This window comes from Paenarthrobacter sp. 4246 (genome assembly GCF_040546855.1).
Classification (GTDB): domain Bacteria; phylum Actinomycetota; class Actinomycetes; order Actinomycetales; family Micrococcaceae; genus Arthrobacter.
On record NZ_JBEPOP010000003.1, the window covers coordinates 263,857 to 288,170 of the forward strand.

Annotated in this window: 21 protein-coding genes; 4 read left to right on the top strand and 17 right to left on the bottom strand. The window is 62.6% G+C overall.

Annotation, left to right across the window (positions count from 1 at the left end):
- Positions 1-23: 23 nt before the first annotated feature.
- A complete protein-coding gene (locus tag ABIE35_RS06600; protein ID WP_354513410.1) occupies positions 24-2,051 on the bottom strand; it encodes a S9 family peptidase in 2,028 nt (675 codons plus the stop codon).
- Positions 2,052-2,120: 69 nt separating this feature from the next.
- Between ABIE35_RS06600 and ABIE35_RS06605 the strand changes: the two genes are divergently transcribed.
- From ABIE35_RS06605 to ABIE35_RS06620, 4 genes are all read left to right on the top strand, one after another.
- Entirely contained in the window at positions 2,121-2,957 is an 837-nt protein-coding gene (locus ABIE35_RS06605) for a methyltransferase domain-containing protein (protein WP_354513411.1), read from the top strand.
- A gap of 80 nt (positions 2,958-3,037) precedes the next feature.
- Entirely contained in the window at positions 3,038-3,499 is a 462-nt protein-coding gene (locus ABIE35_RS06610; protein WP_354513836.1) for an NfeD family protein, read from the top strand.
- An 82-nt stretch (positions 3,500-3,581) separates the two neighbouring features.
- Positions 3,582-4,559 (top strand): SPFH domain-containing protein, encoded by a 978-nt coding sequence (locus ABIE35_RS06615; protein ID WP_354513413.1) that lies wholly within the window; start codon positions 3,582-3,584, stop codon positions 4,557-4,559.
- A 256-nt stretch (positions 4,560-4,815) separates the two neighbouring features.
- On the top strand, positions 4,816-5,163 hold the full coding sequence (locus tag ABIE35_RS06620) for an RNA polymerase-binding protein RbpA (protein WP_011774875.1): 348 nt from the start codon (positions 4,816-4,818) through the stop codon (positions 5,161-5,163).
- Positions 5,164-5,249: 86 nt separating this feature from the next.
- Here the strand turns inward: ABIE35_RS06620 and ABIE35_RS06625 are convergent, their stop codons facing one another.
- From ABIE35_RS06625 to ABIE35_RS06700, 16 genes are all read right to left on the bottom strand, one after another.
- Positions 5,250-5,993 carry a polyprenol monophosphomannose synthase gene (locus tag ABIE35_RS06625; RefSeq protein WP_354513415.1) on the bottom strand — a complete coding sequence of 248 codons (744 nt, stop codon included), beginning with the start codon at positions 5,991-5,993 and terminating at the stop codon, positions 5,250-5,252.
- A gap of 427 nt (positions 5,994-6,420) precedes the next feature.
- Positions 6,421-8,079: an amidohydrolase gene (locus ABIE35_RS06630; protein ID WP_354513417.1), complete on the bottom strand. Its 1,659-nt coding sequence runs from the start codon at positions 8,077-8,079 to the stop codon at positions 6,421-6,423.
- A gap of 50 nt (positions 8,080-8,129) precedes the next feature.
- On the bottom strand, positions 8,130-11,105 hold the full coding sequence (locus tag ABIE35_RS06635; protein WP_354513418.1) for a DEAD/DEAH box helicase: 2,976 nt from the start codon (positions 11,103-11,105) through the stop codon (positions 8,130-8,132).
- A 24-nt stretch (positions 11,106-11,129) separates the two neighbouring features.
- Positions 11,130-11,966: a twin-arginine translocase subunit TatC gene (tatC, locus tag ABIE35_RS06640; protein WP_354226799.1), complete on the bottom strand. Its 837-nt coding sequence runs from the start codon at positions 11,964-11,966 to the stop codon at positions 11,130-11,132.
- 6 nt (positions 11,967-11,972) lie between these two features.
- Positions 11,973-12,242 carry a Sec-independent protein translocase subunit TatA gene (gene tatA / locus ABIE35_RS06645; protein ID WP_280622872.1) on the bottom strand — a complete coding sequence of 90 codons (270 nt, stop codon included), beginning with the start codon at positions 12,240-12,242 and terminating at the stop codon, positions 11,973-11,975.
- Between the two features lie 36 nt (positions 12,243-12,278).
- The gene (locus tag ABIE35_RS06650; protein WP_354513420.1) at positions 12,279-12,629 is read right to left on the bottom strand and encodes a hypothetical protein; all 351 of its coding nucleotides are present in this window, start codon (positions 12,627-12,629) and stop codon (positions 12,279-12,281) included.
- Positions 12,630-12,638: 9 nt separating this feature from the next.
- Entirely contained in the window at positions 12,639-14,651 is a 2,013-nt protein-coding gene (locus ABIE35_RS06655; protein WP_354513422.1) for a helix-turn-helix transcriptional regulator, read from the bottom strand.
- Positions 14,652-14,745: 94 nt separating this feature from the next.
- A complete protein-coding gene (locus ABIE35_RS06660) occupies positions 14,746-15,141 on the bottom strand; it encodes an FKBP-type peptidyl-prolyl cis-trans isomerase (RefSeq protein ID WP_011774867.1) in 396 nt (131 codons plus the stop codon).
- 86 nt (positions 15,142-15,227) lie between these two features.
- Positions 15,228-16,154: an FKBP-type peptidyl-prolyl cis-trans isomerase gene (locus ABIE35_RS06665; protein ID WP_354513424.1), complete on the bottom strand. Its 927-nt coding sequence runs from the start codon at positions 16,152-16,154 to the stop codon at positions 15,228-15,230.
- Between the two features lie 112 nt (positions 16,155-16,266).
- Positions 16,267-17,631, bottom strand: a complete 1,365-nt coding sequence (gene pafA / locus ABIE35_RS06670) for a Pup--protein ligase (protein WP_354513426.1) — start codon at positions 17,629-17,631, stop codon at positions 16,267-16,269.
- A 1-nt stretch (position 17,632) separates the two neighbouring features.
- Entirely contained in the window at positions 17,633-18,340 is a 708-nt protein-coding gene (gene prcA / locus ABIE35_RS06675; protein WP_354513428.1) for a proteasome subunit alpha, read from the bottom strand.
- Between the two features lies 1 nt (position 18,341).
- The gene (gene prcB, locus ABIE35_RS06680; protein ID WP_354513430.1) at positions 18,342-19,151 is read right to left on the bottom strand and encodes a proteasome subunit beta; all 810 of its coding nucleotides are present in this window, start codon (positions 19,149-19,151) and stop codon (positions 18,342-18,344) included.
- A gap of 79 nt (positions 19,152-19,230) precedes the next feature.
- A complete protein-coding gene (locus ABIE35_RS06685; RefSeq protein WP_026540702.1) occupies positions 19,231-19,434 on the bottom strand; it encodes a ubiquitin-like protein Pup in 204 nt (67 codons plus the stop codon).
- A 119-nt stretch (positions 19,435-19,553) separates the two neighbouring features.
- Entirely contained in the window at positions 19,554-21,173 is a 1,620-nt protein-coding gene (dop, locus tag ABIE35_RS06690; RefSeq protein WP_354513838.1) for a depupylase/deamidase Dop, read from the bottom strand.
- Positions 21,174-21,223: 50 nt separating this feature from the next.
- Entirely contained in the window at positions 21,224-23,032 is a 1,809-nt protein-coding gene (gene arc / locus ABIE35_RS06695) for a proteasome ATPase (RefSeq protein ID WP_354513433.1), read from the bottom strand.
- Positions 23,033-23,129: 97 nt separating this feature from the next.
- Positions 23,130-24,209: a tRNA (adenine-N1)-methyltransferase gene (locus tag ABIE35_RS06700; RefSeq protein WP_354513435.1), complete on the bottom strand. Its 1,080-nt coding sequence runs from the start codon at positions 24,207-24,209 to the stop codon at positions 23,130-23,132.
- Positions 24,210-24,314: the final 105 nt, after the last annotated feature.

Consider the following 24,314-nt stretch of genomic DNA (forward strand, 5'->3'; position numbering starts at 1 on the left):
GACAGGCTCAGTGGCCCGCCAGCTTAGTGCTGCTGGTCCTCCACCTGATTCGACGCAGTAGGCATGTACCGTGCCCACCAGCCAAGGATGTGGTCGAAGCGCTGCCTGCGGTGGTGCGGCGTCCCGGATCTGGACAACTCGTGGTCCTCGCCCGGGAAAACCAACAAAGCGGTATCAACTCCCTGGGCCTTCAGGTGTGAGTAGTAGCGCTGTCCTTGTTCGATGGGGCATCGAAGGTCGTTTTCGCTGTGCACCACCAGCGTTGGAGTTCGGACGGCACCCACAACTGCCATGGGGCTCTGGGCCGTCATCTGTTCAGGAGTGCCACCGGTGTACTCACCGCCGAAAAACCAGCCAATGTCCGAGGATCCCGCGAAGCTGACCGGGTCCAGGAAACCGCGTTCCACGATCGCTGCTTTGAAGCGGTGATCGTGGGCGATGGTCCAAGCAGTCAGGTAACCCCCGTAGGAACCGCCCATGATGCCCACCCGGTCCTTGTCCAGCACCCCGCCATGGGCGGTCAAGGAAGCATCCAGAAATGCCAGCACGTCCTGCATGTCCAAGGTTCCCATGCGCCCCTTGATGGCGCGGCCGTGCGTTTGGCCGTAACCGGCTGAGCCACGGGGATTGCACATCACCACTGCGTATCCGGCGGCAGCGTAAACCTGCGCTTCATCGAAGAAAGCTCCGGTGTACTGGGCGAACGGACCACCATGGATGGACAGCAACACAGGATGCGGTCCGGGTCCGTCCGGCAGGACCAGCCAACCATGCACCGGATGTCCATCAGAGGATTCGGCCTCGAAGTCCAAGGGCTCGCTGACCCGCGAGTTGTTCCTGAGCGCGGCGGAGAAGTCGGTCAACAAGCGCAGTTCCCCACGTACCAGGGAAGCGACGTCGCCCACGGTTGATGCGTCGACGAGACTTACCGCGATCTCGCCGTTGGCGGCAACCGTGGCGCCAACGACCACCCGGGCACCGTGGACCAGCGGCATGATCCCGCCATCGGCGGCAACGTCGAGCAGTTCAACGCTGCCCAGGGCCGTATTCAGGACAAGCACGCTGGCAGGTCCGCTTGGTTCCAGAGGCCCTGAAACGTCCAGGTGTTCTTCATCGGTCAGGGCTGCTGCTTCTCCCCCGCCGACTGGCATGACGTACAGGACGGCGTTCCGGGCAACGAAGTCCCTGCCTGTGGTTCCCAGGTCCTGGGCGGTATAGAACAGCCAGCGTCCATCCAAGGAGGCACGGACGCCGGTGACGGTTTGAGGGCCGGCATTGGATGGTTCAACGACGGACGGCTCACCTCCGCCGGAGTCCACCCTGTAAACCGAGGTGACAAGATCGTCGTCGTGCCCTTCATGCAGGGCCGCCACGAAGTAGAGATGCGAGCCGTCGGCAGAAAAGCACGGAGACTCGTGGTCTGAATCGCCAAACGTCAATTGCCTGGCCGTTGGAATCCCGGGCGCCGCAGGTGCTGGCTGTTCGTGGGCCGCGCGCCCACGGGGCGCTACCGCAGGCTCACCGCCTAATTCCGGTACTTCAACTACGAAGACCTGCTGGCGCTGATCGGAGGTGTATCCCACGCCGTTCATTCTGTACTGGTTCGCAGTGAGCAGTCGGGCATCCTCGCCGCCGGAGGTCACCCCCTCCACCGTTCCGTAACGCCCTTGTTCCGGGACGCGCGCCAGGAAAGCAATCCGGTGCGAATCGGGCGCCCACACGAATCCTGCCACTCCGGCGTGCTGATCTGTGATTCGTTGAGGTTCGCCGCCGGCAGCCTCCACGACGAATAGTTGCGGCTTGCCGTCGGGATCGCTCCGGAGGAAGGCCAGGACAAGGCCGTCGGGTGAGAAGGCAGGCGAGCTGTCCCTGAAACCGCGGGTAATGCGGCGCGGGTGCTTGGTGTTGTCCAAGGGGACTGTCCACAGCTGGCCGACATAACTGTCGGCGTCAAAATCCGGCCTGGTGACAGAAACCACCGCCTTTGTCCCATCGGGGTGGATGGCAGGGGCGGACACGGAGTTCAGCAGTGGCAGTTGCTCGGGTTTCACGAGGGTGAGCCTAGCCCGGGAGCCCGGCGCACGGCACCTGACACTCCGTCCAGCCGTAGGATTGGAGCCATGTTGTCCGACGCCGTTGCTGCCCTCCGTTGTCCGCTGTGCCAAGGGGTGCTCCAGCTGAAGGAAGATCCGCAGAGGGCGCTGGCCTGTGGAGCCGGACATCATTTCGATTCCGCCAAACAGGGATACTTCAACCTGTTGACAGGCAAGGGCACAGTCTTTGAATCCGACACTGCCGACATGGTGGCTGCACGGCAACGGTTCCTGGACGCAGGCCACTATGCTGCCTTGACCGCCGCAGTCGCGGAAGAAGCGGCAGGGGCGCTTCGCCTTCCCGACGCGGTGGTTCTGGATGCAGGTACCGGCACCGGGCACTACCTCCATGCAGTCATCGAAGAATCCGGTGCCGCCGCGATTGGCCTGGACATCTCCAAGTTCGCGCTCCGCAGGGCGGCCCGGCTCAACCCCCAGGCGGCAAACCTCGTGTGGGACATTTGGCGCCCTTTACCGGTGGCTGACAATTCGGTGGACGTGGTCATGGTGGTCTTTGCCCCGCGCAACCCAGCCGAGTTTGCGAGGGTCATCCGCCCCGGCGGGAAACTGATTGTGGTGACACCCAGGCCGGGCCATCTCGCCGAGGTTGCTGCCAGGACGGGAATGCTGGGCATCGAAGAGGGCAAGGAGGAACGTCTGGCGGACGCCATGAAGGAGTATTTCAGCCCCGCTGCGGTCTACGGCCTGGACGTGCCCTTGGAGCTGACCGGCCCGCAGATGGGCGACCTCGCATACATGGGTCCCGCCGGCCACCATCACCGGGACCAGGGACAGGTGGGCGAACCCCCCGCTTCTGTGTCCACCACCGCGAAATTCCGGATCAACGTCTTTACCGTGCCCTGACGTGGGACAGCGCATCGGGCTAGGATGGAAGAACAGCGACTGTGACCCCGCCCGCGGGGTCCGGGACCAAGGGGGAAATGATGTTTGAATGGCTCGGCGAGAATTGGTGGGCCCTCTGGCTCACGGTCTTCCTCGCGTTCGCAGTGGTGGAAATGCTCACCTTGGACCTCTTCTTCATCATGCTGGGCGGAGGAGCCTTGGCCGGGTTGGTGGCTGACTTTGCCGGCGCTGATTTCTGGCTTCAGATTGTCATCTTCTGCGTGGTTTCCCTCCTGATGATCGCCTTCGTGCGGCCCGTAGCGCTGAAGCACCTTCACAAAGGCCCCGAAGAGCAGCGATCCAACATCGACCGGCTGATCGGCCAGCCCGCTCTCGTCATTGAAGCCGTGAGCGGCACCAGCGGGCTCGTCAAAATTGGCGGTGACGTCTGGAGCGCCCGCAGCACTGCCGGGGTCATCGGCGCCGGCGCCACAGTCCAGGTCACCAAAATCGACGGCGCGACGGCGGTAGTCACCTCGCCGGCCGACAACAGCCCGCGCTGACAAAGCGCCCTAGATTTACGCGGCTCGGCAGCCTGGCCGGACCGCCGCATCAAACCACGCAATTGGGGAACGAAGGAGATGTATGGACGGCTTAGGAGGAACAGCAGCAGCGATTGTGCTGATTGTTCTCGTTATTTTTGTCATCATAGTGTTGGTCCGCTCGGTCAGGATCATCCCGCAGGCTCGTGCCGGCGTCGTTGAACGGCTCGGCAAGTACCAGCGCACGCTAAACCCGGGCCTTACCATCCTGATCCCGTTCGTCGACCGGCTCCTGCCGCTCCTCGACCTCCGCGAACAAGTGGTGTCCTTCCCGCCGCAGCCGGTTATCACTGAGGACAACCTGGTGGTCTCGATCGACACCGTGGTCTACTTCCAGGTCACTGATCCCCGGGCGGCTACGTATGAGATCGCCAACTACATCCAGGCAGTCGAGCAGCTGACAACCACCACGCTCCGCAACGTGGTGGGCGGGCTGAACCTCGAAGAAGCGCTCACATCGCGCGACCAGATCAATGGTCAGCTGCGCGGCGTCCTTGACGAAGCCACGGGTCGATGGGGAATCCGCGTGTCGCGCGTGGAGCTGAAGGCGATTGACCCGCCCCATTCCATCCAGGACTCGATGGAAAAGCAGATGCGCGCAGAGCGGGATCGTCGTGCGGCCATTTTGACCGCTGAAGGTACCAAGCAGTCGCAAATCCTCACTGCTGAAGGCCAGCGCCAAGCGGCCATCCTCGCCGCTGAGGGTGACGCCAAGGCAGCCATCCTCCGCGCCGACGGTGAAGCCCAGGCCATCCAGAAGGTCTTCGACGCCATCCACAAGGGCAACCCGGACCAGAAGCTTCTTGCCTACCAGTACTTGCAGACCCTCCCGAAGATCGCTGAAGGAAGCTCGAACAAACTCTGGATCATTCCCAGCGAAGTCGGCGAAGCCCTTAAGGGCATCGGCGGCGCCCTCGGCGGGAACAACGGGGACTCCCCCGGAGGTCTCTTCGGTGGCAATGACGACAGCAAGGCGGCCGCTCCCACAGCGTCCCCGGAGCATGCACGGCCAGCCGAATAACCAGAGGTCAAGGCACTGCGAGCGGCCAGCCACTCCGGCTGGCCGCTCGTTGCGCGTTGTGGCTTTTGAGTAGTAGGAGATGTTCCGCGTATAATGGGATATTTGTCCGGCTGGTTCAGCCTGGATGGAACATAAAAGCTTGGCCAGGCGTTGCAATTAGTGATGCAAGGTGTGCAGAAGTAGTCCGTAAGGATCGTGAAAACGGCTTACGGCCAGCGCGGGGTTCCTGCTCCGCGTACAGACAGAGGGAGTAATCATGAGCGATCGCAGCCTGCGGGGTATGCGTCTTGGCGCCCAAAGCATGGAAACCGAATCCGGCGTTGAACCGGCACCGCGCCAGCGGGTCGAGTACCGCTGCGAGGACGGCGAACAGGTCTTCGTGACCTTCTCCTCCGAGGCCGAGATTCCCCCGGTCTGGGTTTCCAAGACCGGCAAGGAAGCTCTTCTGGTTGATGGCGAGCGTCCTGTGGATGCCAACGAGAAAGCCGTCCGCACCCACTGGGACATGCTGCTGGAACGCCGCAGCCTTCCTGAGCTGGAGCAGATCCTTGAGGATCGCTTGAACATTCTGCGTGAGCGCCGTGGAGAGCGCCGCTCCGCTTAGTCTGCAACCCAGACAAAAGTAAGCCCAGACAAATAAGGCCGGGTCTGGTTCCTTTGGGAACCAGACCCGGCCTTATTGTTGGAGGGCTACTTTGCCGCGACGGGCGACTTGCGGGTGAGCTTTGCCCAGCGAGCGGCCAGTCCCCACTTGGTGACGTTGATCATGGCTTCCACCACAATGTTGCCGCTCATCTTGGAGGCACCTAGCTCCCGTTCCACAAAGGTAATGGGGCGTTCCTCGATGCGGAGGCCCAGCTTGGCCACCCGCCATGCGAGGTCCACCTGGAAGCCGTAGCCAACCGACTCAACCTCATCCAGCTTCAGGGCCTCCAGGGTGCTGCGCTTGAAGGCGCGGTAGCCGCCGGTGACGTCCTTGATCTTCACGCCGAGCATGATGCGGGCATAGGTGCTGCCGATACGTGAGATGGCCTGGCGGTAGAGCGGCCAGTTGACCACGCTGCCGCCGGGGACCCAGCGTGAGCCCATGGCGAGGTCGGCTCCGTCCTTGACGGCATCCAGGAGCAAAGGCAACTGTTCCGGCTTGTGCGAACCGTCGGCGTCCATTTCCACCAGGACGTCGTATCCTGCTGCGAGCCCCCACTTGAAGCCGGCGATGTAGGCTGCCCCGAGGCCTTCCTTGCCCTTTCGATGCAGCACGTGAACCTGGTGGTCTGCGGCAGCGAACTCGTCGGCAAGTTGTCCGGTACCATCAGGGCTGTTGTCGTCAACCACCAAAACATCGGACTCGGGAACTGCTGCGCGCAGCCGCCCCAGGGTTACGGGGAGCGATTCGAGCTCGTTGTAGGTGGGAATGATCGTCAGGACACGCAAGAAGAGGCCTTTCCTTGATGGAGCGGTCAGTGTGCCGGACCAGCCGTGGCGGCTGGCATTCTGGCGCAACTCTCCATTATAGGACGCCGCAGCGCACTCCCTTGGCGGTAGTGTCGTGGGACACAGTCGGGGGTGCCGGGGCGGCTTGCCGCGGGCAGGTCCACAAGCCCAGGTCCAGTGGCGCCGGGCAACTGAGTCCCGGACGAACTGTTTTCTGGGTCGCTGCGGACCTGCCCACCTGTTTGCCGCCACCATGACGTGCTCCGGCCGCGACCGGACCATCAAACCCCGGCTTTCGGCCCCGGGCTGATCATCCGTTGAGCCTCAATGCTACGGACTCACCACATACTGTCAACCGGCCGGTGACCTGCGGATCCTGGCGTCGGCCCAGTTCAGGGGGCCAACGGCGGGCTGGAAATTGGTACTGCTAAACGCGGAGCGACTCGTGGGCGAAGAGTTCCTGTCCTTCGCGGACGGTCTGCAAGCACCGGGGATCGCTGCCGGTATCCAGAGCGGGCAATAGCGGTGTCCGCGCCCGCGGATCCGTGCTCCACGACTGGACGCGGCTGTCTGCCACCTGGACCATCAGCTCCTCGACTTCCCACACGGCGAAACTGGCAGGTGCACCAGGCACCAGCTGGCCCATCAGGGGGTTGCGGTACTTCGCGGCACGCCAGCCAGCGCGTGTATGGCCCAGGAAGGCAGCCCTGGCGGATATCCGTTGCTCAGGGTTGCTGTGTTCCAAGCACGCGCGCACACTGGTCCACGGACGAAGAGGCGTGACAGGGCTGTCGCTGCCAAAGGCGATGGGGACACCACTCGCGTAGAAGGAAGCGAAGGGGTTCATGGCCTTGCTTCGACCTCCCAGGCGCTGCTCGTACAACCCGCCCGGAGCGCCCCACGCGGCGTCGAAGCCAGGTTGTACGCTGACAGTGATGGAGTATTTGGCCAGTTTGTCGATGGCGGACTGATCGGCCATTTCGACGTGCTCCAGCCGGTGGCCCGCGGCCCGGATCCGCTGCTCCCCTACCTCGGCTGCGGCAACGTCCAAGGCTTCAAGAACAGCTGCGAGGCCGGCATCGCCAATGACATGGAAGCCCGCCTGGACGCCAAGCTGGGAGGTTGCAGCAAGGTGTCGGGCCGCATCATCCACAGAGAGGTACAAGCTGCCTCGGTTCCCAGGCGCGTCGGCATAGTCATCCAGGAGCGCAGCTGTTCGGGAACCAAGCGACCCGTCTACGTTGAGGTCTCCGGCGAGGCCCAGGACCTTGGTCCCCAGGCCACCCAGAATGTTCCCGGCATGCTCCGCAGACGAGGCCAGCTCACCCCAGTATGGGAGCACTTCAGGGCTGCCACCGAGGTCGTTCCACGACGTTGCCAGGCGCAGGTCGTCCGGGCCGCAGATGTGCGGTGCCGACATTTCAGCCAATGCCACATAGCCATGGGACGCCGCTTCCTTGAGGGCGCGCTCCTGGAGGCCACGCCGCACCGCTTCGGGGAACTGACGGACTGTCATTCGCGCGGCGGTATGCGCTGCACGTACAACCTGTGCACCGCCGGAGAACCCGTCCACGCCTTTCAGGCCGGCAGCTGCGGCCAACGATGAAGAAACCAAGGCGGAGTGGACATCAATGCGGGAGAGGTAGACCTGCCGTCCAGCCCCTGCTCGGTCGAGTTCTTCGATGGTGGGCAGCGAGGAGTCGTTCCATGCTGTCTCATCCCAACCGTGCCCCACAATGGTGCCGTTGCCGCCGGCGGTGGCAACGGCGTCGAGCAATTCCTTGGCTGAACGCACTGTGGCAAGATCTACGCCGGATAGGGCAAGGCCCGTTTCGGTGAGATGCGCATGCGAGTCCACAAAGCCGGGGGCAAGGAGGGCGCCGCGGAGATCGATGATCTCCATGGACGAGTCTGCGATGGAGGTGGCGGCCTGCTCAGAGCCCACCCAGGCGACGGTATCGCCGTCCACCACCATGGCGGTGGCAAAGGGATCAGCGGCCGTATAAATGGACCCGTTGCGGTACATAGTGACCTTGCGGTCCCCTGCAGTCCGGTTGTGGCCGGCTGGCACGCCTGGCTGGTTCATGCGTTGTGCTCCTTGAGCGTTGGAAACAGTCAATCAGTGAAAGGGTGGTGCTAGGCCACCGTGGAATAGGCAACAACGCCGCGGCGGACCAGCTCAATGGCCTCACGGCAGATCCGTGCCACTCTGGCGTCGAGTTGGGGAATCTTGGCCAATTGGTCAAGCAGGTCCACCACCTGCTTGGCCCATCGGACAAAGTCGCCGGCAGCGAGGTCGGTTCCACTCAGGACATCTTGAAGGTGGCGGCCCTTGGCCCACTTATACATGGGCCGCATCAGTCCAAGTTCCGGCTCGCCGGTCAAAGGCAGTCTGTGGTGTTCCTCGGTGTCCTCCAGCTGGGACCATTCGCGAATGACGATATCGACGGCGGACTCCAACGAAACACTAGGCATCTTGGGCCGCAGGCCGCGGTCTTCACGTTTGGCTTGGTAGACCAGCGTGCTGGCCAAAGACGCCAGCTCGGCGGCATCGAGGTCGTTCAGGGCCCCGCGCCGGACCGACTGGGAAATGAGCAGATCCTTCTCGCCATAGATCCTGCGAAGCCGCTGCCCGTCGACGCTGATGGTGACATGGCCGGCGTCGTTCGTCTCCAGGTAGCCGTACGACGAGAGCAGATCACACACGCGGTCGAACGTTTTTGCGATGGTGTTGGTGCGGCTCTGGATCTGGCGCACCAGTCCGTCGGTTTCCTTTCGCAACTTCCACCAGCGCTCCGACCACCGGGCGTGGTCTTCACGCTCGCTGCAGCCGTGGCAGGGGTGGGCCCGAAGCGCACGCCTCAGGTCAGTGATCTTCTTTTCCTGGTCCGGCAGGCGGGCCCCCAGGCCGAAGTCTTCGTGCCTGCTGTGGCGGCGGCTGTGCGGTGCATCTTCACTAATGGCGTGGCGCATGGACGAGGCGAGGTCGCGGCGGGCCTTGGGCACTTTGGCATTGAACGATTTGGGTATGCGGATCCGCGTCACGGGCGAGACCGGTCCCTCAAGGTCGTGCACGCCGATCCGGCGAAGCTGGTTATCCGAGGTAAGCACCGAGGGCCGTGGTTCACGGGCGTTCGGATCCACCTCCAGAACAACTGCATGGCCGGCCAGCCTGCCGCTGAAGATGCTGATGACATCGCCGGGGATCAGCCGGGCCAGGGAATCGGCAACGTGGGACTTACGGGCGCGCTGATGGTCGCGGGCCGCGAAATTCTCGGCGTCGCTCAGCTCGCGCCGGAGTTTTGCGTACTCGGTAAAGTCACCCAGATGGCATTTCATGGATTTGGCGTAGCCAGCCAAAGACTCTTCGCGCCCCCGCACCTGCCGGGCAATACCCACCACGGAGCGGTCGGCCTGGAACTGAGCAAAAGAGGACTCCAGGATTTCACGGGCGCGAACACGGCCAAACTGGGCAATCAAGTTGATGCTCATGTTGTAGGTGGGCCGGAAGCTGGAGTTCAGGGGGTACGTGCGCCGTGAGGCCAGGCCTGCCACAGCGGCGGGGTCGGTCCCCGGCTGCCACAGCACCACGGCATGGCCTTCGACGTCGATGCCCCGGCGTCCTGCCCGGCCGGTCAGCTGGGTGTACTCCCCCGCCGTGATATTGACATGGGCTTCACCGTTGAACTTTTCCAGCTTTTCCAGCACCACGCAGCGGGCCGGCATGTTGACGCCCAGGGCCAGAGTTTCGGTGGCAAAGACGGCCTTGACCAGGCCGTCCGCGAAGAGCTTTTCCACCACTTCCTTGAAGGTGGGCAGCATGCCCGCGTGGTGGGCGGCAAAGCCCCTGACGAGTCCGTCTCGCCAGCCCCAGAAACCGAGCACGTCGAGATCGTCCGCAGGAATTTCGTGGCTGGCTTCGTCCACGCGCTGGGCGATGATCTGTTGTTCACGCTCCGTTGTCAGCCACAGCCCCGAGGCTGCACACTGGGCGACGGCAGCGTCACAGCCGGCCCTGGAGAAAATAAATGTGATGGCAGGCAGCAGATCCTGGCGCCTGAGGCTCTCAATGACCTGGGGGCGGCTTGCCTTGCGAACCGGGCTGCGCTGCTCGGACTGCTGGCGTTCGTCGCGGTGACGGTCCTGACGACGGCGGCTGCGTCCCCCGTGGCCAAAGCGGCCGCCCATGTTCATGCGGCTCTCGGAACGGGCCATGGCCAGCAGATCCGGATTGACCTCAAACTCAGGTCCGGTGACGGCCTGCTGGACTTTGGCTGAGGAGTATCGCTTGGCATGGACGTTCCGCCGGTCCGTGGTGACGGGTTCACTGGCTACCTCGGCGGCCTCGGAAATATCCGGCACCTCAGTCTCCGGTGCGCCGGTGGCCCGTGGCGCAATTTCATCGAAGGTTGTGTCGCCGGCGAAGAGATCAACTATTTCGCGGCCCACCATGACGTGCTGCCACAACGGCACCGGTCGGTGTTCGGAGACGATGACATCGGTATCACCACGGACAGTGTCCAACCACGCGCCAAACTCTTCAGCATTGGAAACGGTGGCACTGAGCGAAGCCACCTGGACCTCACTGGGCAAGTGGATGATGACTTCTTCCCAGACTGCACCGCGGAAGCGATCGGCCAGGTAATGGACCTCGTCCATCACCACAAACCCCAGGTCGCCCAAGGTCTCCGAGTCTGCATACAGCATGTTCCGCAGGACTTCGGTGGTCATGACCACCACGGGCGCGTCGCCGTTGATGGTGGTATCGCCTGTTAGCAAGCCAACGTTCGCAGCGCCGTATTTTGACGCCAGCTCCGAGAACTTCTGGTTGCTCAGCGCCTTGATGGGAGTGGTGTAGAAAGCCTTGAGGCCTCGTTCCAAGGCGAGGTAGATCGCGAACTCCCCCACGATCGTCTTGCCTGCGCCCGTGGGTGCTGCCACCAGGACGCCACGGCCCTCCTGGAGGGACCTGCATGCCTCGCGTTGAAAGTCGTCCAGCTCAAAATCCAAGGAACGGGCGAAAGCGCCCAGATAGGTTTTCGACTCAGAGGCCCGCTGCGCTGCAGCCTGGTAGCTCTCTGATGGTGATGGAGACCCGGATATGGAGGACATGCATCAAGCCTAGTGGCCCACGGTCTAGAGATTCTCCAGATCCGTTGCCGGGGTGGCGATGTCTGCCGTTGCCTCAGTCTCAGCCGCCCGCTTGATGGCACGGCGCTCACGGCGACGGTCGTTAAGGACGCAGACTCCAATGGCCGCAAAGAACAGGAGCAGCATGGGTGCTGCGAGATAGAACATGCTCATGGCGTCAGCGCCGGGAGCGGCCATCGCAGCGAACAAGCAGACCAGGAAGATGGTAATGCGCCAACTCTTGATGAGCTGCTTGCCTTTGACGATCCCGGCAAGGTTCAGCCCAACGAGCACCACGGGAACCAGGAAAGCGATGCCGAACGCCAGCAGGAGCCGCAGGACAAACGCCAGGTACACCTGGGCGGTGATGAAGTTGGAGGCACCCGACGGGGTGAAGTCCGTCAACACCCTGACTGCATTGGGGAGTACCAGCCAGGCAAGGAGTACCCCGCCGACGAAGAGAGGTACGGCCGCCGCCACGAAGGCCAGCGCCAAGCGCCGTTCCTTCTTGTGGAGCCCAGGCACAATGAAGGCCCAGAGCTGGTAAATCCACACCGGGCAGGCCAGGAGCACACCGAGGAACACCGAGACCTGCACCATGAGGTCAAAAGAGCTGGCCACTCCGTCAAAGTTCAGGGTGGCGGCGCGCCCCTCCTTCTCGTTGAGGTCCTTGATCGGTTTGATCAGGGCCTCCAGAAGCGGCTGGTAGACGATGAAGCCCACCACGGTGCCCAGGATGATGCCGATTGCAGCCTTGAAGAGCCGGTTCTTCAGCTCCTTGAGGTGGTCAAGGAGCGCCATCCGGGCTTCGGGGTTGGCCTTGCGCCCCTTCGTTTCTACCACTTCTCTTTAGACGCGGTTGGAGGGCGGAACGTCAGTCTCGCCGGTGTTCTTGGCCTTGGCGTCCGGGTGGCCTACTACCTTGCCTTCAACGGCATCGGAAGCGTCCTGGGAGTCCTTCGCTTCGGAAGAACCGTCCTTCTTCATTTCCCGGACTTCAGACTTGAAAATGCGCATCGACTGCCCAATGCTGCGCGCCATGGACGGCAGCTTCGGCGCTGCGAAGAGCACCAGAGCCAGGACGATGATGATGATGAGATGCCAGCCTTCGAGCCTCATGTGGGGAGGTCCTTTCCTTTTGGATACATCCTACGTCTATCTGAATTCAATGTCGTGCAGGGATTGGGGTTGACCCCGCCCTGCTTTGCGCTTGACGCGCCTCTGGCGACGAACTTCCTGGCGGAAGGCTTTGGCCGTCAGGTAATCATGACGCATCTGATCCGGTGAGGCAAAAATTGCGGACCCTGGTTCGGGGCGGATTTCCGAGGTTTCAACGTCGGAGGTTTCGGCGACAGGTGAAAGGTTGCTGAAACGTTTACCCGCGTCGCCCAGTTCATGAACAGTTGACATGAATTTTCTGAACAAGCGGTACCCCAGCGTCAGGTGAAGCAGCAACGACAGGGCTATGAGCGCGATCCACAACAGGATCCAGAACCACCAAGGCATCTGAGTAGTCTAGCCAGCCGCGCGGTCCGACGGAGAGTCGTACTGCTCCACGGCCACGTTAAGCCATGCCCTGGTTTGGTCGCGCAGGGCCCCAGGTTCCAAGATTCGGACGGAGCCACCGTGCTGGGAAACGAACATGGGCAGCCACTCCGCTGTGCCGAACCGCACTTCGGCGAGCAGGCCGCCGTCGGACAGTTGCGCCGTGCGCTCCGCGTAGTAGTCATCCGCCAGTCCCAAACCCTGCCTGGTCAGGTGCAGCACCACCAGGACGTCGTCGTCGCTTGGCGTAAACAAACGGGCGGGGAAGTCTTGCTCTGCAGTGGCCGTCCCGGAGGCAGGGAGCCCGTTCGGCTCGACGATTTCCACCCTGTCCAGGCGAAAGTTCCTGATGCCCGCCTTGCTGTGGCAATAGGCCTCGAAGTACCACGTGTTATCCAGCGAATAGAGCCTCAGGGGATCAACGTCGCGTTCGGTCAGCTCATCCCGCTGCCGGGAAAGATACTTCAAGTGGAGCTGGAGGCCGTCCCTGATCGCTTGCGTAATGACGGCGAACGCCTGGGACTGCTCAGGCTCAACTGATTGCCCGGCTACTGCGCCTGCCAAACGTCCCGCCTGCCCTGCAGCACCCGTCAGTTTGATGGTGACAGATTCCAAAGCACTCCCGGGCTCGTCTTCGGAGACGCCCGCCAACGCCGGAAGGTCTCCCAGCATGGCCAGGCCGGTCAGCAAGGCAGCGGCTTCATCCTCGCTGAAGCGTACCGGGCGGTTCAGGTCCAGGTGCTCGGAGATATACACATGATCGTTTTCCCATTGGATGTCCAGGAGGTCATCCGGATATCCCTCAGGGAGTCCCGAGCAGATGAGGATCTTCAGATCATCAATCAGCGCCTTGCGGGTAATGCCGAAGTGGTCTGCGACTTCCTGGATGTGGAGACCCTGATGATGGACCAGGAACGGGACCAACTGCAGCATCCTGGCTAGTTGGTCCTCCGAAGTGCGCTTTCGGGCACGCTGCGCCCGTGCGGCCTCCGGGAACGCCACCGGTACAGGCGGTTCACCGTCGAAGTCCAAGGCACCTTGGAGGCGGCGCACGACGGCGGCACGCAGTTCAGCAGGGCCGTCCACCTTTACGTGGGGACCGTATGAGGCCAGCTCTTCGGCGAGCACCTCGGGATCGCGGAACTCCACCATGACGCGGTCACGGGTGGAATCCACGGGGGCCGTTTCGACGGCTCTTTTGCGCAAGGCAAGCAGGCGGTCCTTGTCGACGGAGAGCGTGGCCCGCTGCACGGGCAGTTCATGGAGGGTGTCGAGCTCGGCCCTGGCATTGAAGCCGACCGGAGGCTCGAAGCTGCTCGCAGGCAGCACGGTTACCGCTGAAGTCATCCGTGAGAGCCGGAACAGTCTCTTGGCTCCTCTCGCCCGGTCAAAGCCCACGAGGTACCACTGGCCAAAGCGGCTGCCCAGTCCCCAGGGCTCAACCTCCCGGACCTCTTCACGACCGGTACTGACTGCCAGGTAGGCGAAGCGGACCGGATGGTTGCCATGCATGGCCGCCACGACGTCGTCGAAGGCCTGTCCGGCTGGCTTGATCCGGGGCTGGACCCCGGCGGGGAGGTCCACATCCGTGAAACCTCCTGCGGCTTGCAGCTTACGGACGGCGTTGGCTGCTGCGGAGCCAAGCGCTGCCCGCTCCCACAGCTGCGCAGCGAGAAGCAACACGGTGCATTCTGCGGGCGTGAGGCTCACATCGGGCAGCCGGTTGGAGTCCTTGCCGATGCGATAACGCGTTGACGCAGGGTCGTCGACACCGAAGTGGCGTGGATCCGTGAGTGTCTCGATCTCAAAGCCAAACTGTTTCAAATCCACCTTGTCGCGCTCGAACATGCGCCCGAAGGCAACGTCATTCTCTGCGGAATCGTGGTAGACCTTCTCGCGCAGGACGGAGCGTGGCAGGCCCACCCGGGTATTGAGCAAAGCCAGGAGAAGGTTCAAGAGTCGTTCAGTGCGGGATGCGGACACGGTTGCTACGTTACTAAAGTCCGGCGGGAAAGCAGCAAGGCGCGTCACCAACCGGTAAAACCGGAAAGTAACGCGCCCTGCCCTGAAAGGTGTCCTAGCGGACGGCCACGAGGTCTACAACGAAGATCAGTGCTTCGTTGGGCTTGATGGCTCCACCGGCGCCACGGGAACCGTAGGCGAGCTCCGAAGGAATCTCCAGGCGGCGGCGGCCGCCGACCTTCATGCCCAGGAGGCCCTGGTCCCAGCCCTGGATGACCTGGCCGACGCCAACGCGGAAGTCCAGCGGAGCGCCGCGGCCCCAGGAAGCGTCGAATTCTTCGCCGGTGGACCAGGCGACGCCAACGTAGTGGGTGGAGACGGTGTCTCCGGCTTTGGCTTCCGTGCCGGTGCCCTCAATGAGGTCCGTGATGACAAGGTCCGTGGGGACGTCGCCTTCCGGGAAGTCGATTTCGGGCTTGGTTCGGTCAAAGTCACGCTGACCAAATGACATGGTTGCTCCTTGGTGTGAGGGACGGATTGGTGTCAGGAACCAGCTTAAGCCAGTTCCTGGCAGTCTTGTCGACGATTCAGTGGTGGTTACTTGACGCCCAGAATGTCGACCACGAACACGAGGTCGCCCTTGGCTTCACCCTGGCCGGTTTCACCGTAGGCCAGGTCCTGCGGGATGACCAGCAGGACTCGTGAGCCAACAGTTTTGCCTTCAAGGCCCTGCGTCCAGCCCTTGATGACGCCGGTGAGGGGGAAGCTGGTGGGCTCTCCCCTGTCGAAGCTCGAATCGAACTTGGTGCCACCTACGAGGTTCACACCGACGTAGTTGACGGTCAGGGTGTCCGTGGCCTTGACGGCAGCTCCGGAGCCCTTGATCAGGTCCTGGGCGATGAGTTCCTTGGGTGCAGCGACGCCATCTACGGAAATCTGCGGAATGCCCTTGTCGTCTTCCTTCACGGTGGGCAGGCCGGCCGGAGGAGTCACTGCTTCACCCTCGGGCTTCTCCAGGACCGGAGCGGCATCCTTGGCGGAGATGATCTTGAAGACCACCAGCTGCGTGCCGGCAGGGGTGTCACCCGAGGAATTGCCGGGGGCGGCGATGGCAACGTGGCTGCCGACCTTGGCTCCGATGATGGCGTTGTAGATCAGTTCATTAGAGGACTTGATCTGGTCCGTCAGATCGATTGGCTGGGGACCGGTCGCGTAGCCGTCCTCAAGGGTCTTGCCATCGTTGCCGTCCACGGCGACGTAGGCCAGCTCAGCCGTCTGCCCCGCCTTCACGCGGGCTCCATCGCCTTCACTGACGACGTCAACCGTGGGCTCAGCGACGGTGAGGGGCTTGGAGAACTCAATGCCCGGCGCTTTGTCGTTGCCGTTGTCCGTAACTTTGACGGAGTCGAGCTTGGAGACGTCGCCTACGGACTTGCTGGTGGGCTCGGCGGCCGGCGTGCTCTCGCCGCCACAGGCGGTGATGAGCAGAAGGGCGGGCAGGAGGATTGCTAGGAGTCGGCGCACAAAAAAGACACTTTCGTCGGGGCAAGGGACACTCGGAAGGGCGCGTTGCGCCTCCAAGCAGGTTGGGTCCCGTGAAGAGACCACTATTCAGAATAGCCCGTGAAGCTGGGAGTCAGCTCATAGAGTCCAGGAGCGCATCCACCCGCTCGTCGACGCTCCGGAACGGGTCCTTGCAAAGAATTGTCTGGTGGGCGCGGTCGTTCAGCTTCAGGTGGACCCAATCCACGGTGTAGTCGCGGCCAAGTTCCTGGGCCCGGCGGACAAAGTCTCCGCGCAGCTTCGCCCGCGTTGTTTGCGGCGGTGCGTCCACGGCGTCCTTTACCTCTGTTTCCGTAACCAGCCGACGTGCTGCCCCCCGCGCCTGCAGCAGGAAGAAGATGCCGCGTTGCCGCGAGATGTCGTGGTAAGTGAGGTCAAGTTGGGCGATTCGTGGAGAGTCCAGGCTGAGATCGTGCCGGCGCATGTACCCGTCCATCAACTTCTTCTTGATGGCCCAGTCCACCTCGGTGTCGATGGTGGACGTATCGCCGCTTTCGATGGCGTCCAGCGTGCGCTTCCAGAGGTCCAGGATGAGAGGTACGTGGGGATTGTGTGCCCCGTTGGAGGCGACAAACTCAGTGACCTTGGTGAGGTATTCGCGCTGGATATCCAAGGCGGTGAGCTGCCTGCCGTTGGCAAGCCTGACCAAGGCGCGGCCTGTGAGGTCATGTGAGATTTCGCGGATGCTGCGGATGGGGTTTTCCATCCGCATGTCGCGCATGATGACGCCCGACTCGATCATGCGGAGGATCAGGTCCACTGTTCCCACTTTGAGCAGGGCCGTGGTTTCGGACATATTGCTGTCCCCCACGATCACATGGAGGCGGCGGTAGAACTCGGCATCGGCATGGGGCTCATCGCGGGTATTGATGATGGGGCGGGACCTGGTGGTGGCTGAGGACACGCCCTCCCAGATGTGGTCCGCCCGTTGGGAGAACGCGAAGGTGGCCCCATGCGGTGTCTTGAGGACCTTGCCTGCACCGGCGATCAGCTGGCGCGTCACCAGGAAGGGAATGAGGATCTCAGCCAAGCGGGAAAATTCGCCGCGGCGCGGGATCAGGTAATTCTCGTGGCTGCCGTAGGAGTTTCCCGCGGAGTCGGTGTTGTTTTTGAACAGGTAGACAGTGCCGTTGAAGCCCTCTGCCGCCAGCCTTGACTGGGCCTCATCCACGAGGTCGTCCAGGATAAGCTCGCCCGCCCTGTCGTGGGCGATCAGCTGTGCAAGGTCATCGCACTCGGCCGTGGCATACTCCGGATGCGAACCCACATCCAGGTAAAGCCGCGAGCCGTTGGTCAGGAACACATTGGACGAACGGCCCCAACTGACTACCTTGCGGAAGAGGTAGCGGGCTACTTCCTCAGGAGCCAGGGGCCGTGAATCCGGGCTGGAATAAGAGATCCCGAATTCCGTTTCGATGCCAAATATTCTCTTGTCCATCTCAAGCCTCCTCTGTGAGCAGCCGGGTCATATCCTCCGGCAAAAGCCTCCGGAACGCCCTCCGGGAACCGCGGTGGCTTTCGGATGCGCGGTACAGCACTGCAGCTTCGACGGCGGTGGCCGGCAGAGCATCGGCGTCCTTGTCCGTGGACAGGGCGCGCAGGGCCAAACGCATGGCGCCGGCCAGGGTGAGCTCAGGATCCCAGGCTCCGCTGACGACGTCGGAAATTTGGTCGGCGAGTCCACCCATGACCACGAAGCCGTTCTCATCCGCGATGGAGCCATCAAACGTCAGCCGGTAGAGGTGGTCCTGCTCCTGCGCCAAGCCGACCTCAGCGACTGCCAGTTCCACTTCGAAGGGTTTCTGTTCGGCCGTGAACACGGCACCGAGGCTCTGGGCATACACACTGGCCAGTCCACGGGCAGTGACGTCCTCGCGGTCGTAGGAATAGCCGCGGACATCGGCGTAGCGGACGCCGGCCTGCCGGAGGCTTTCGAACTCGTTGTACTTGCCTACCGCCGCGAACGCGATTTTGTCGTAGATTTCACCAATTTTGTGCAAGGACGGCGAGGGGTTCTCCGCGATCAGCGCGATGCCGTCGGAGCAACTGATCACCACTACTGACCGGCCGCGTGCGATGCCTTTCCGTGCGAAGTCCGCACGGTCCTTCATGAGTTGCTCAGGCGAGACATAGAACTGCTGGGTCATCTCAGGCCTCCCGTCCAGCGATGGCGCGGGATTCGACGATGGCGCCCGCTATGGCCGCCAAATCCCGTTCCGGAACACGGCGGGTCCCGGCGCGGTTGACGGTGTAGATCACGGGCCACAGCTGGCGGACGGGATCGGGCCCGCCGGTAGCTGAATCGTCGTCGGCGGCGTCGTAGAGGGCCTCAACAGCCACCGCAACGGCGGCTTCCTCGGAGAGGTTCGGCTTCCACAATTTCTTCAGGGCTCCGCGGGCGAACACTGAACCCGAACCCACCGAGTGGTGTTCCTGCTCTTCATAGCGGCCACCGGTGACGTCATAGGAGAACAGCCTGCCTACGCCGGAGACGTGGTCAAACCCTGCAAACAGCGGAATGACCGCCATTCCCTGCATGGCCATTGGCAGGTTTCCACGGATCATGGCGCCGAGGCGGTTGGCCTTACCCACGAGGCTGAGCAAGGTGCCCTCGATCTTCTCGTAATGCTCCAGTTCAACCTGGAAAAGACGGGTGATGTCGATGGCCAGGCCGGCTGTTCCGGCAATACCCAAGACGGAGTACTCATCCGCAGGGAACACTTTCTCGATGTGCCTGCTGGCGATGATGTTGCCCATGGTGGCGCGTCGATCTCCCGCCATGAGCACGCCGCCCGGATACGTCAAAGCAACGATGGTGGTGGCGTGCGGCGAGGACGGGACGGTGCCGGCGGGTAAGGACTGATTGAACGGGAGGAGTTCGGGACGCGAGCGTTGGAGATGCTCCGTGAAAGAAGATGTTGCCTGGGTGGCCAGGGGGCCGGTTGATGGGTCCTGCATTGCTGCACTCCTTCGACTCTGCGTTCCGATGCCCGGCGGCCTCACGCCGGCCGGGCAGTACATCCTGTAGCGGGTCCGCTTACTGGCCACCCTTTTGGACAAACGCCCTGACGAATTCCTCAGCGTTGGATTCGAGAACTCCGTCGATTTCGTCGAGGAGGTCATCCACGCCCTGCGTTGCGTCCGAAGCCTGTGCCGCAGGTGCTGCGGGCGGGGCCTCGGGGACGTCCACCTCAGTTTCGGTGTCCCGTGACTGTGGTTGTTGCTGCTCCTGTGCTGCCATTTTCTTTCTCCCTACTGTCAGTCTCCTGATGACGGAGACTTCCTACTGCCATATTGCCACGCTGCGGGCTGCTGCGTATTGCTTTGACCAGGCCTGGATCTTCCCGTGGCGGAGCGCCGTCAGCTCTTCGCCGGGGGTACATTCCGGCCCATCAATTCAGACAGGAAGGCGCCTGCATCCTGGTGGCGCTCAAACAGCGCACCGGTCAACGCCTGAGTGCCCCGGAGGGGTTCGCGGGTGGGGACCCGCTGCAGTTTGCCCAACCCGGGAACGTCGAAAATAACCGAGTCCCAGCTTGCCCCGACCACGTCCTTGCCGAACTTCGAAACACAACGGCCGCGGAAGTATGCGCGGGTGTCCGACGGCGGTTCGGTCATCGCCCGGGCGATGTCGGCGTCGGCGACGATCCTCAGCATGCGGTCCCTGGACAGCAGCCTGTAGTAAAGACCCTTTTCCGGCCTGATATCGGACCATTGAAGATCAACCAGGCCCAGCCGGGCGTCGTCCCAGGACAGTCCGTCGCGCTTCCGGTACCCTTCCAGGAGTGACCTCTTGGCCACCCATTCAACAGAGGATGCGGCGGCATCGAGGTCGCTGCCCAGCGTTGTCAACGTTGATTCCCACCGCGATAGAACACCATGGGTGTGGCCGTCACCGGTCACGGAATCCGCTACTCCCGTTTCCTGGGAAAGTTTGGCGGCAGCCTCGTAGAACATCCACTGGATATCCAAGGCAGTCACCCTTCGGCCATCAAGCAACCTCACTGTCGCCGTCAGGGTTGTGTCATGGCTCACGGCCTGAAGCGCGTGGACGGGTTCGTGGACTTCGATCCTGGGCGCCTGGCCGGCCTCGATAAGGCTCAGGACCATGGCAGTAGTGCCGAATTTGAGGTAGTTCGAGGCCTGGCTGAGGTTGGCGTCGCCAATAATGACGTGAAGGCGGCGGTACTTGTCAGCTGTTGCGTGCGGCTCATCCCGGGTGTTGATGATGGGGCGCCGGATGGTTGTTTCCAGCCCCACCTCTGCCTCGAAGAAGTCGGCCCGTTGGCTGATCTGGTAACCGGGGGTAGAACTGTCCTGCCCCAGTCCAACGCGTCCGGCCCCACACATGACCTGGCGGGACACAAAGAACGGTGTCAGGCCGCGAATGATGTCACCGAAGGGAACCGAACGCGGCATGAGGTAGTTTTCATGCGAACCATAAGACACTGACTTGTTGTCCGTGTTGTTTTTGTAGAGATTGATGGGAGGGAGGCTGGCATCGGCCGCCACCTTGCGAACAGTGGCCAACGCAACCAAGTCCCCTGCGGCATCCCACGCAACAACATCCCGGGGGTTGGTGACCTCAGGGCTCGAATACTCCGGGTGCGCATGGTCCACATAAAGGCGTGCACCGTTACCCAGGACCATGTTCATCAGCAGGGAACCGGACTCATCCGCCCCATCAAGTTCCAACTCCTGGCGGCCATAGGCCAACGCGACTGCCTCGGCATCCAGCACTGGCGGCTGGTCCGTCAACTGGCTGGGGTCAGCCGCTGCCCGGTCCACGGTCCAGCCGCGGGCATCGTGCAACGGTTCCTCGTCGGTGTAGTCCCAGCGTGTTTCCGCTCCCCCGGCCGCCCGTTGCCGGGTGACTGCGGCATACGCCTGGATGATCCTCGCGGACATCATGGTGGCGTTCGCCCCGGGAGCCGATGGTGCATGGATGCCGTATTCAGTTTCCGAGCCCATGACGCGCATGGCACCGCCGGTGGGCAACTTCTCAGCGGGCGCACCCTCGGGTCTTGCTGTCACAGGTACTGGCCCGTGTTGGCAGTGGTTTCAATGGACTTGCCTGGTTCCTGGCCAGCCTTGCCCTGGACAATGGTGCGGATGTAGGTGATCCGCTCGCCCTTCTTGCCGGAGATCCGTGCCCAGTCGTCCGGGTTTGTGGTGTTGGGCATGTCCTCGTGCTCACGGAACTCGTCAACCACGGCCCGCAGCAGGTGCTCGATGCGCAGTCCTTTTTGATTGTTGGTCAGGAGGTCCTTGATGGCGTACTTCTTCGCACGGTCCACCACATTCTGCACCACTGCACCGGAGTTGAAGTCCTTGAAGTACAGCATCTCGGTGTCGCCGTTGGCGTAGGTCACCTCAAGGTACTCGTTGGACTTCTCCGTTGAGTACATGGCTTCCACGGTGCGCTGGACCATGGCGTCGACGGTCGCCTGGACGTCGCCGCCATATTCGGCCAGGTCCTGCGCGTGGAAGGGCAGGTCAGTGGTGATGTACTTCGCGAAAATATCAGCCGCTGCCTCGGCGTCGGGACGCTGGATCTTGACCTTCACGTCAAGGCGGCCCGGCCTGAGGATGGCGGGATCGATCATGTCCTCACGGTTGGAGGCGCCAATGACAATCACATTGTCCAAGCGTTCCACGCCATCGATCTCGCTGAGCAGCTGCGGAACAATGGTGGTTTCAACATCTGAGGAAACGCCGGTGCCGCGGGTCCGGAACAACGAGTCCATTTCATCGAAGAAAACAACTACCGGGCTGCCATCGGACGCCTTTTCCCGTGCGCGGGAGAAGATCAACCTGATGTGCCGTTCAGTCTCGCCAACGTACTTGTCCAGCAATTCCGGACCCTTGATATTCAGGAAGTAGCTCTTGAGGTCGGTGTTGCCGGCACGTTCCGCCGCACGTGCTGCAAGCGAATTCGCCACGGCTTTGGCGATGAGGGTTTTGCCGCACCCCGGAGGGCCGTAAAGGAGGATGCCTTTGGGGGCTTTCAGCCCGTGCTCACGGTAGAGGTCCGGGTGCAGGAACGGCAACTCCACGGCGTCGCGGATCTGTTCGATCTGGGGGCCGAGGCCACCGATGTCCTGATAGGTGATATCCGGTACTTCTTCGAGGACGAGGTTCTCCACCTCGGCCCGCGGCACCTTCTCAAGGGCGTAACCGGTGCGGGAATCCAGCGACAGAGCGTCGCCGACCTTTAAGTGAACACTTTGTAGTGCGCCCGAAAGCCGGACCACCCGTTCCTCATCGGCCCGTCCCACCACCAGTGCGCGGTCCTTGCCGAGCATTTCCTTGAGCGTCACCAGTTCGCCGGCGCGTTCGTAGCCGAGGCCGGCCACCACCAGCAATGCCTCGTTCAGGAGGACTTCCTGCCCCACTGCGAGCTGGTTCAGATTGACCAGTGGGCTGACACCCACCCGCATTTTCCGGCCGGAATTGAAGATGTCCACGGACTCTTCGGTGGCGGCCTGGCCGGAACTGCCGGCAGCCGGCTGCTTCCGCGGATTGATCTGCACCACGGTTCCGAAGCTGTAGGGGGGTTGGCCCTCCTGCTCCAGCGCACCCTTCAAACGGAGGATCTCGGCCTTCGCGGTCTCCAGCATGCCCACGAGCTTGCTGTTGTTCTGGGTAGCGGCTGCCAACTGGCGGTCAATGTGGCGAAGCTTGTCCCGGAGGATATTGATTTGCCGTTCGGCGACGGTCAGATCACTCGAGGGCTCGGGCGGTTGGACAGCGGAAAGCCCCCGGCTTGCTGCTTCTTCCGCTGCGGCGTGTGCTTCCTCCGGCGTTGGCCGTCCAAGGTCGTTGTTTGACGTATCCACGATTCATCAGCCCCTTCCTGCGCTTAACAAGACCTTAGTCCCGAAAAGCTCAGGGTGCTGGGTGACATTCGGAATGCGGACCCTATTGTGACCTTTGTCAGTTTGTGACTGCGGGATCGTCCTGGACGTTGGTGCCGGCGATGGCGTCACGGGCAGCCCGGCGGAGTTTCTTGTCCGAAACTGACCGCTCCCCCACTGCGCCGGGGGTCCACGCGTTGAGGTCCTCTTCGCTGAACTCCGTCTTGGACGGGCGGCGCTTGACGGAAATGCCGGTCACACCGTCGGCGAGGCGGCGGGTCACCAGGAGGAAGCCGGTGTGCGCCACCATGCGGTGGTCCGGACGGACGGCAAGGCCCTCAAGGTGCCACCCGCGGACCATCGATTCCCAAGCATCAGGCTCGGTAAAGCGTCCGTCAGCACGGATGGCCTCGGCCGTGCGGGACAACTGGGTGACGGTTGCCACGTAGTTGATCCAGACACCACCGGGTGCCAGGACGGTGGCCACAGCATCAAGGCACTCCCACGGAGCGAGCATGTCCAGGACCACGCGGTCCACGGAGCCTGGAGCCTCGGCCTTGACCACTTCTTCCTGGAAGTCGCCCAGGGAGATCTGCCATGCCGGATGCGGTCCACCGAAAATGGTCTCCACGTTGCCACGGGCGATGTCGGCGAATTCCTCGCGACGCTCAAACGAGTGGAGGTAACCACCGTCACCCACCGCGCGCAGCAGGGAGATGGAGAGGGCGCCGGAGCCGACGCCGGCTTCAACCACGCGTGCGCCCGGGAAGATGTCGGCCATGGTGACAATCTGGCCCGCGTCCTTCGGGTAGACCACAGCGGCGCCGCGGGGCATGGACAGGACGAAGTCGGAGAGCAGGGGACGCAGCGTCTGGTACTGCTGGCCAACGTTATTGCTGACCACGGAGCCATCCACCTTGCCGATGATTTCATCGTGGTTCAGGAAGCCGCGGTGGGTGTGGAAAGCACCACCAACCTCCAGGGTAATGGTGTTCATGCGACCGCGCTCGTCAGTGAGCTGGACCCGCTCACCGACACGGAAAGGCCCGCGGCGGCGAGCAGCGCCCGTCGGCTGCACAGCCTGGCCGGTCATTGCCGGGCTGGCGGACGCCTCGTCGGTGCCGGCGTTTGCTTCGGGGGCTGCGGTTTCGCTGCTCATGTACTGTTCCTCACTCCTGTACGGCTTGGCCGCAACATCGTGCTGGCGGATGGGCGCCAAAAATCAATGGGTTCTTCGGTAAAACCGCCGGCATGCAACTCTACC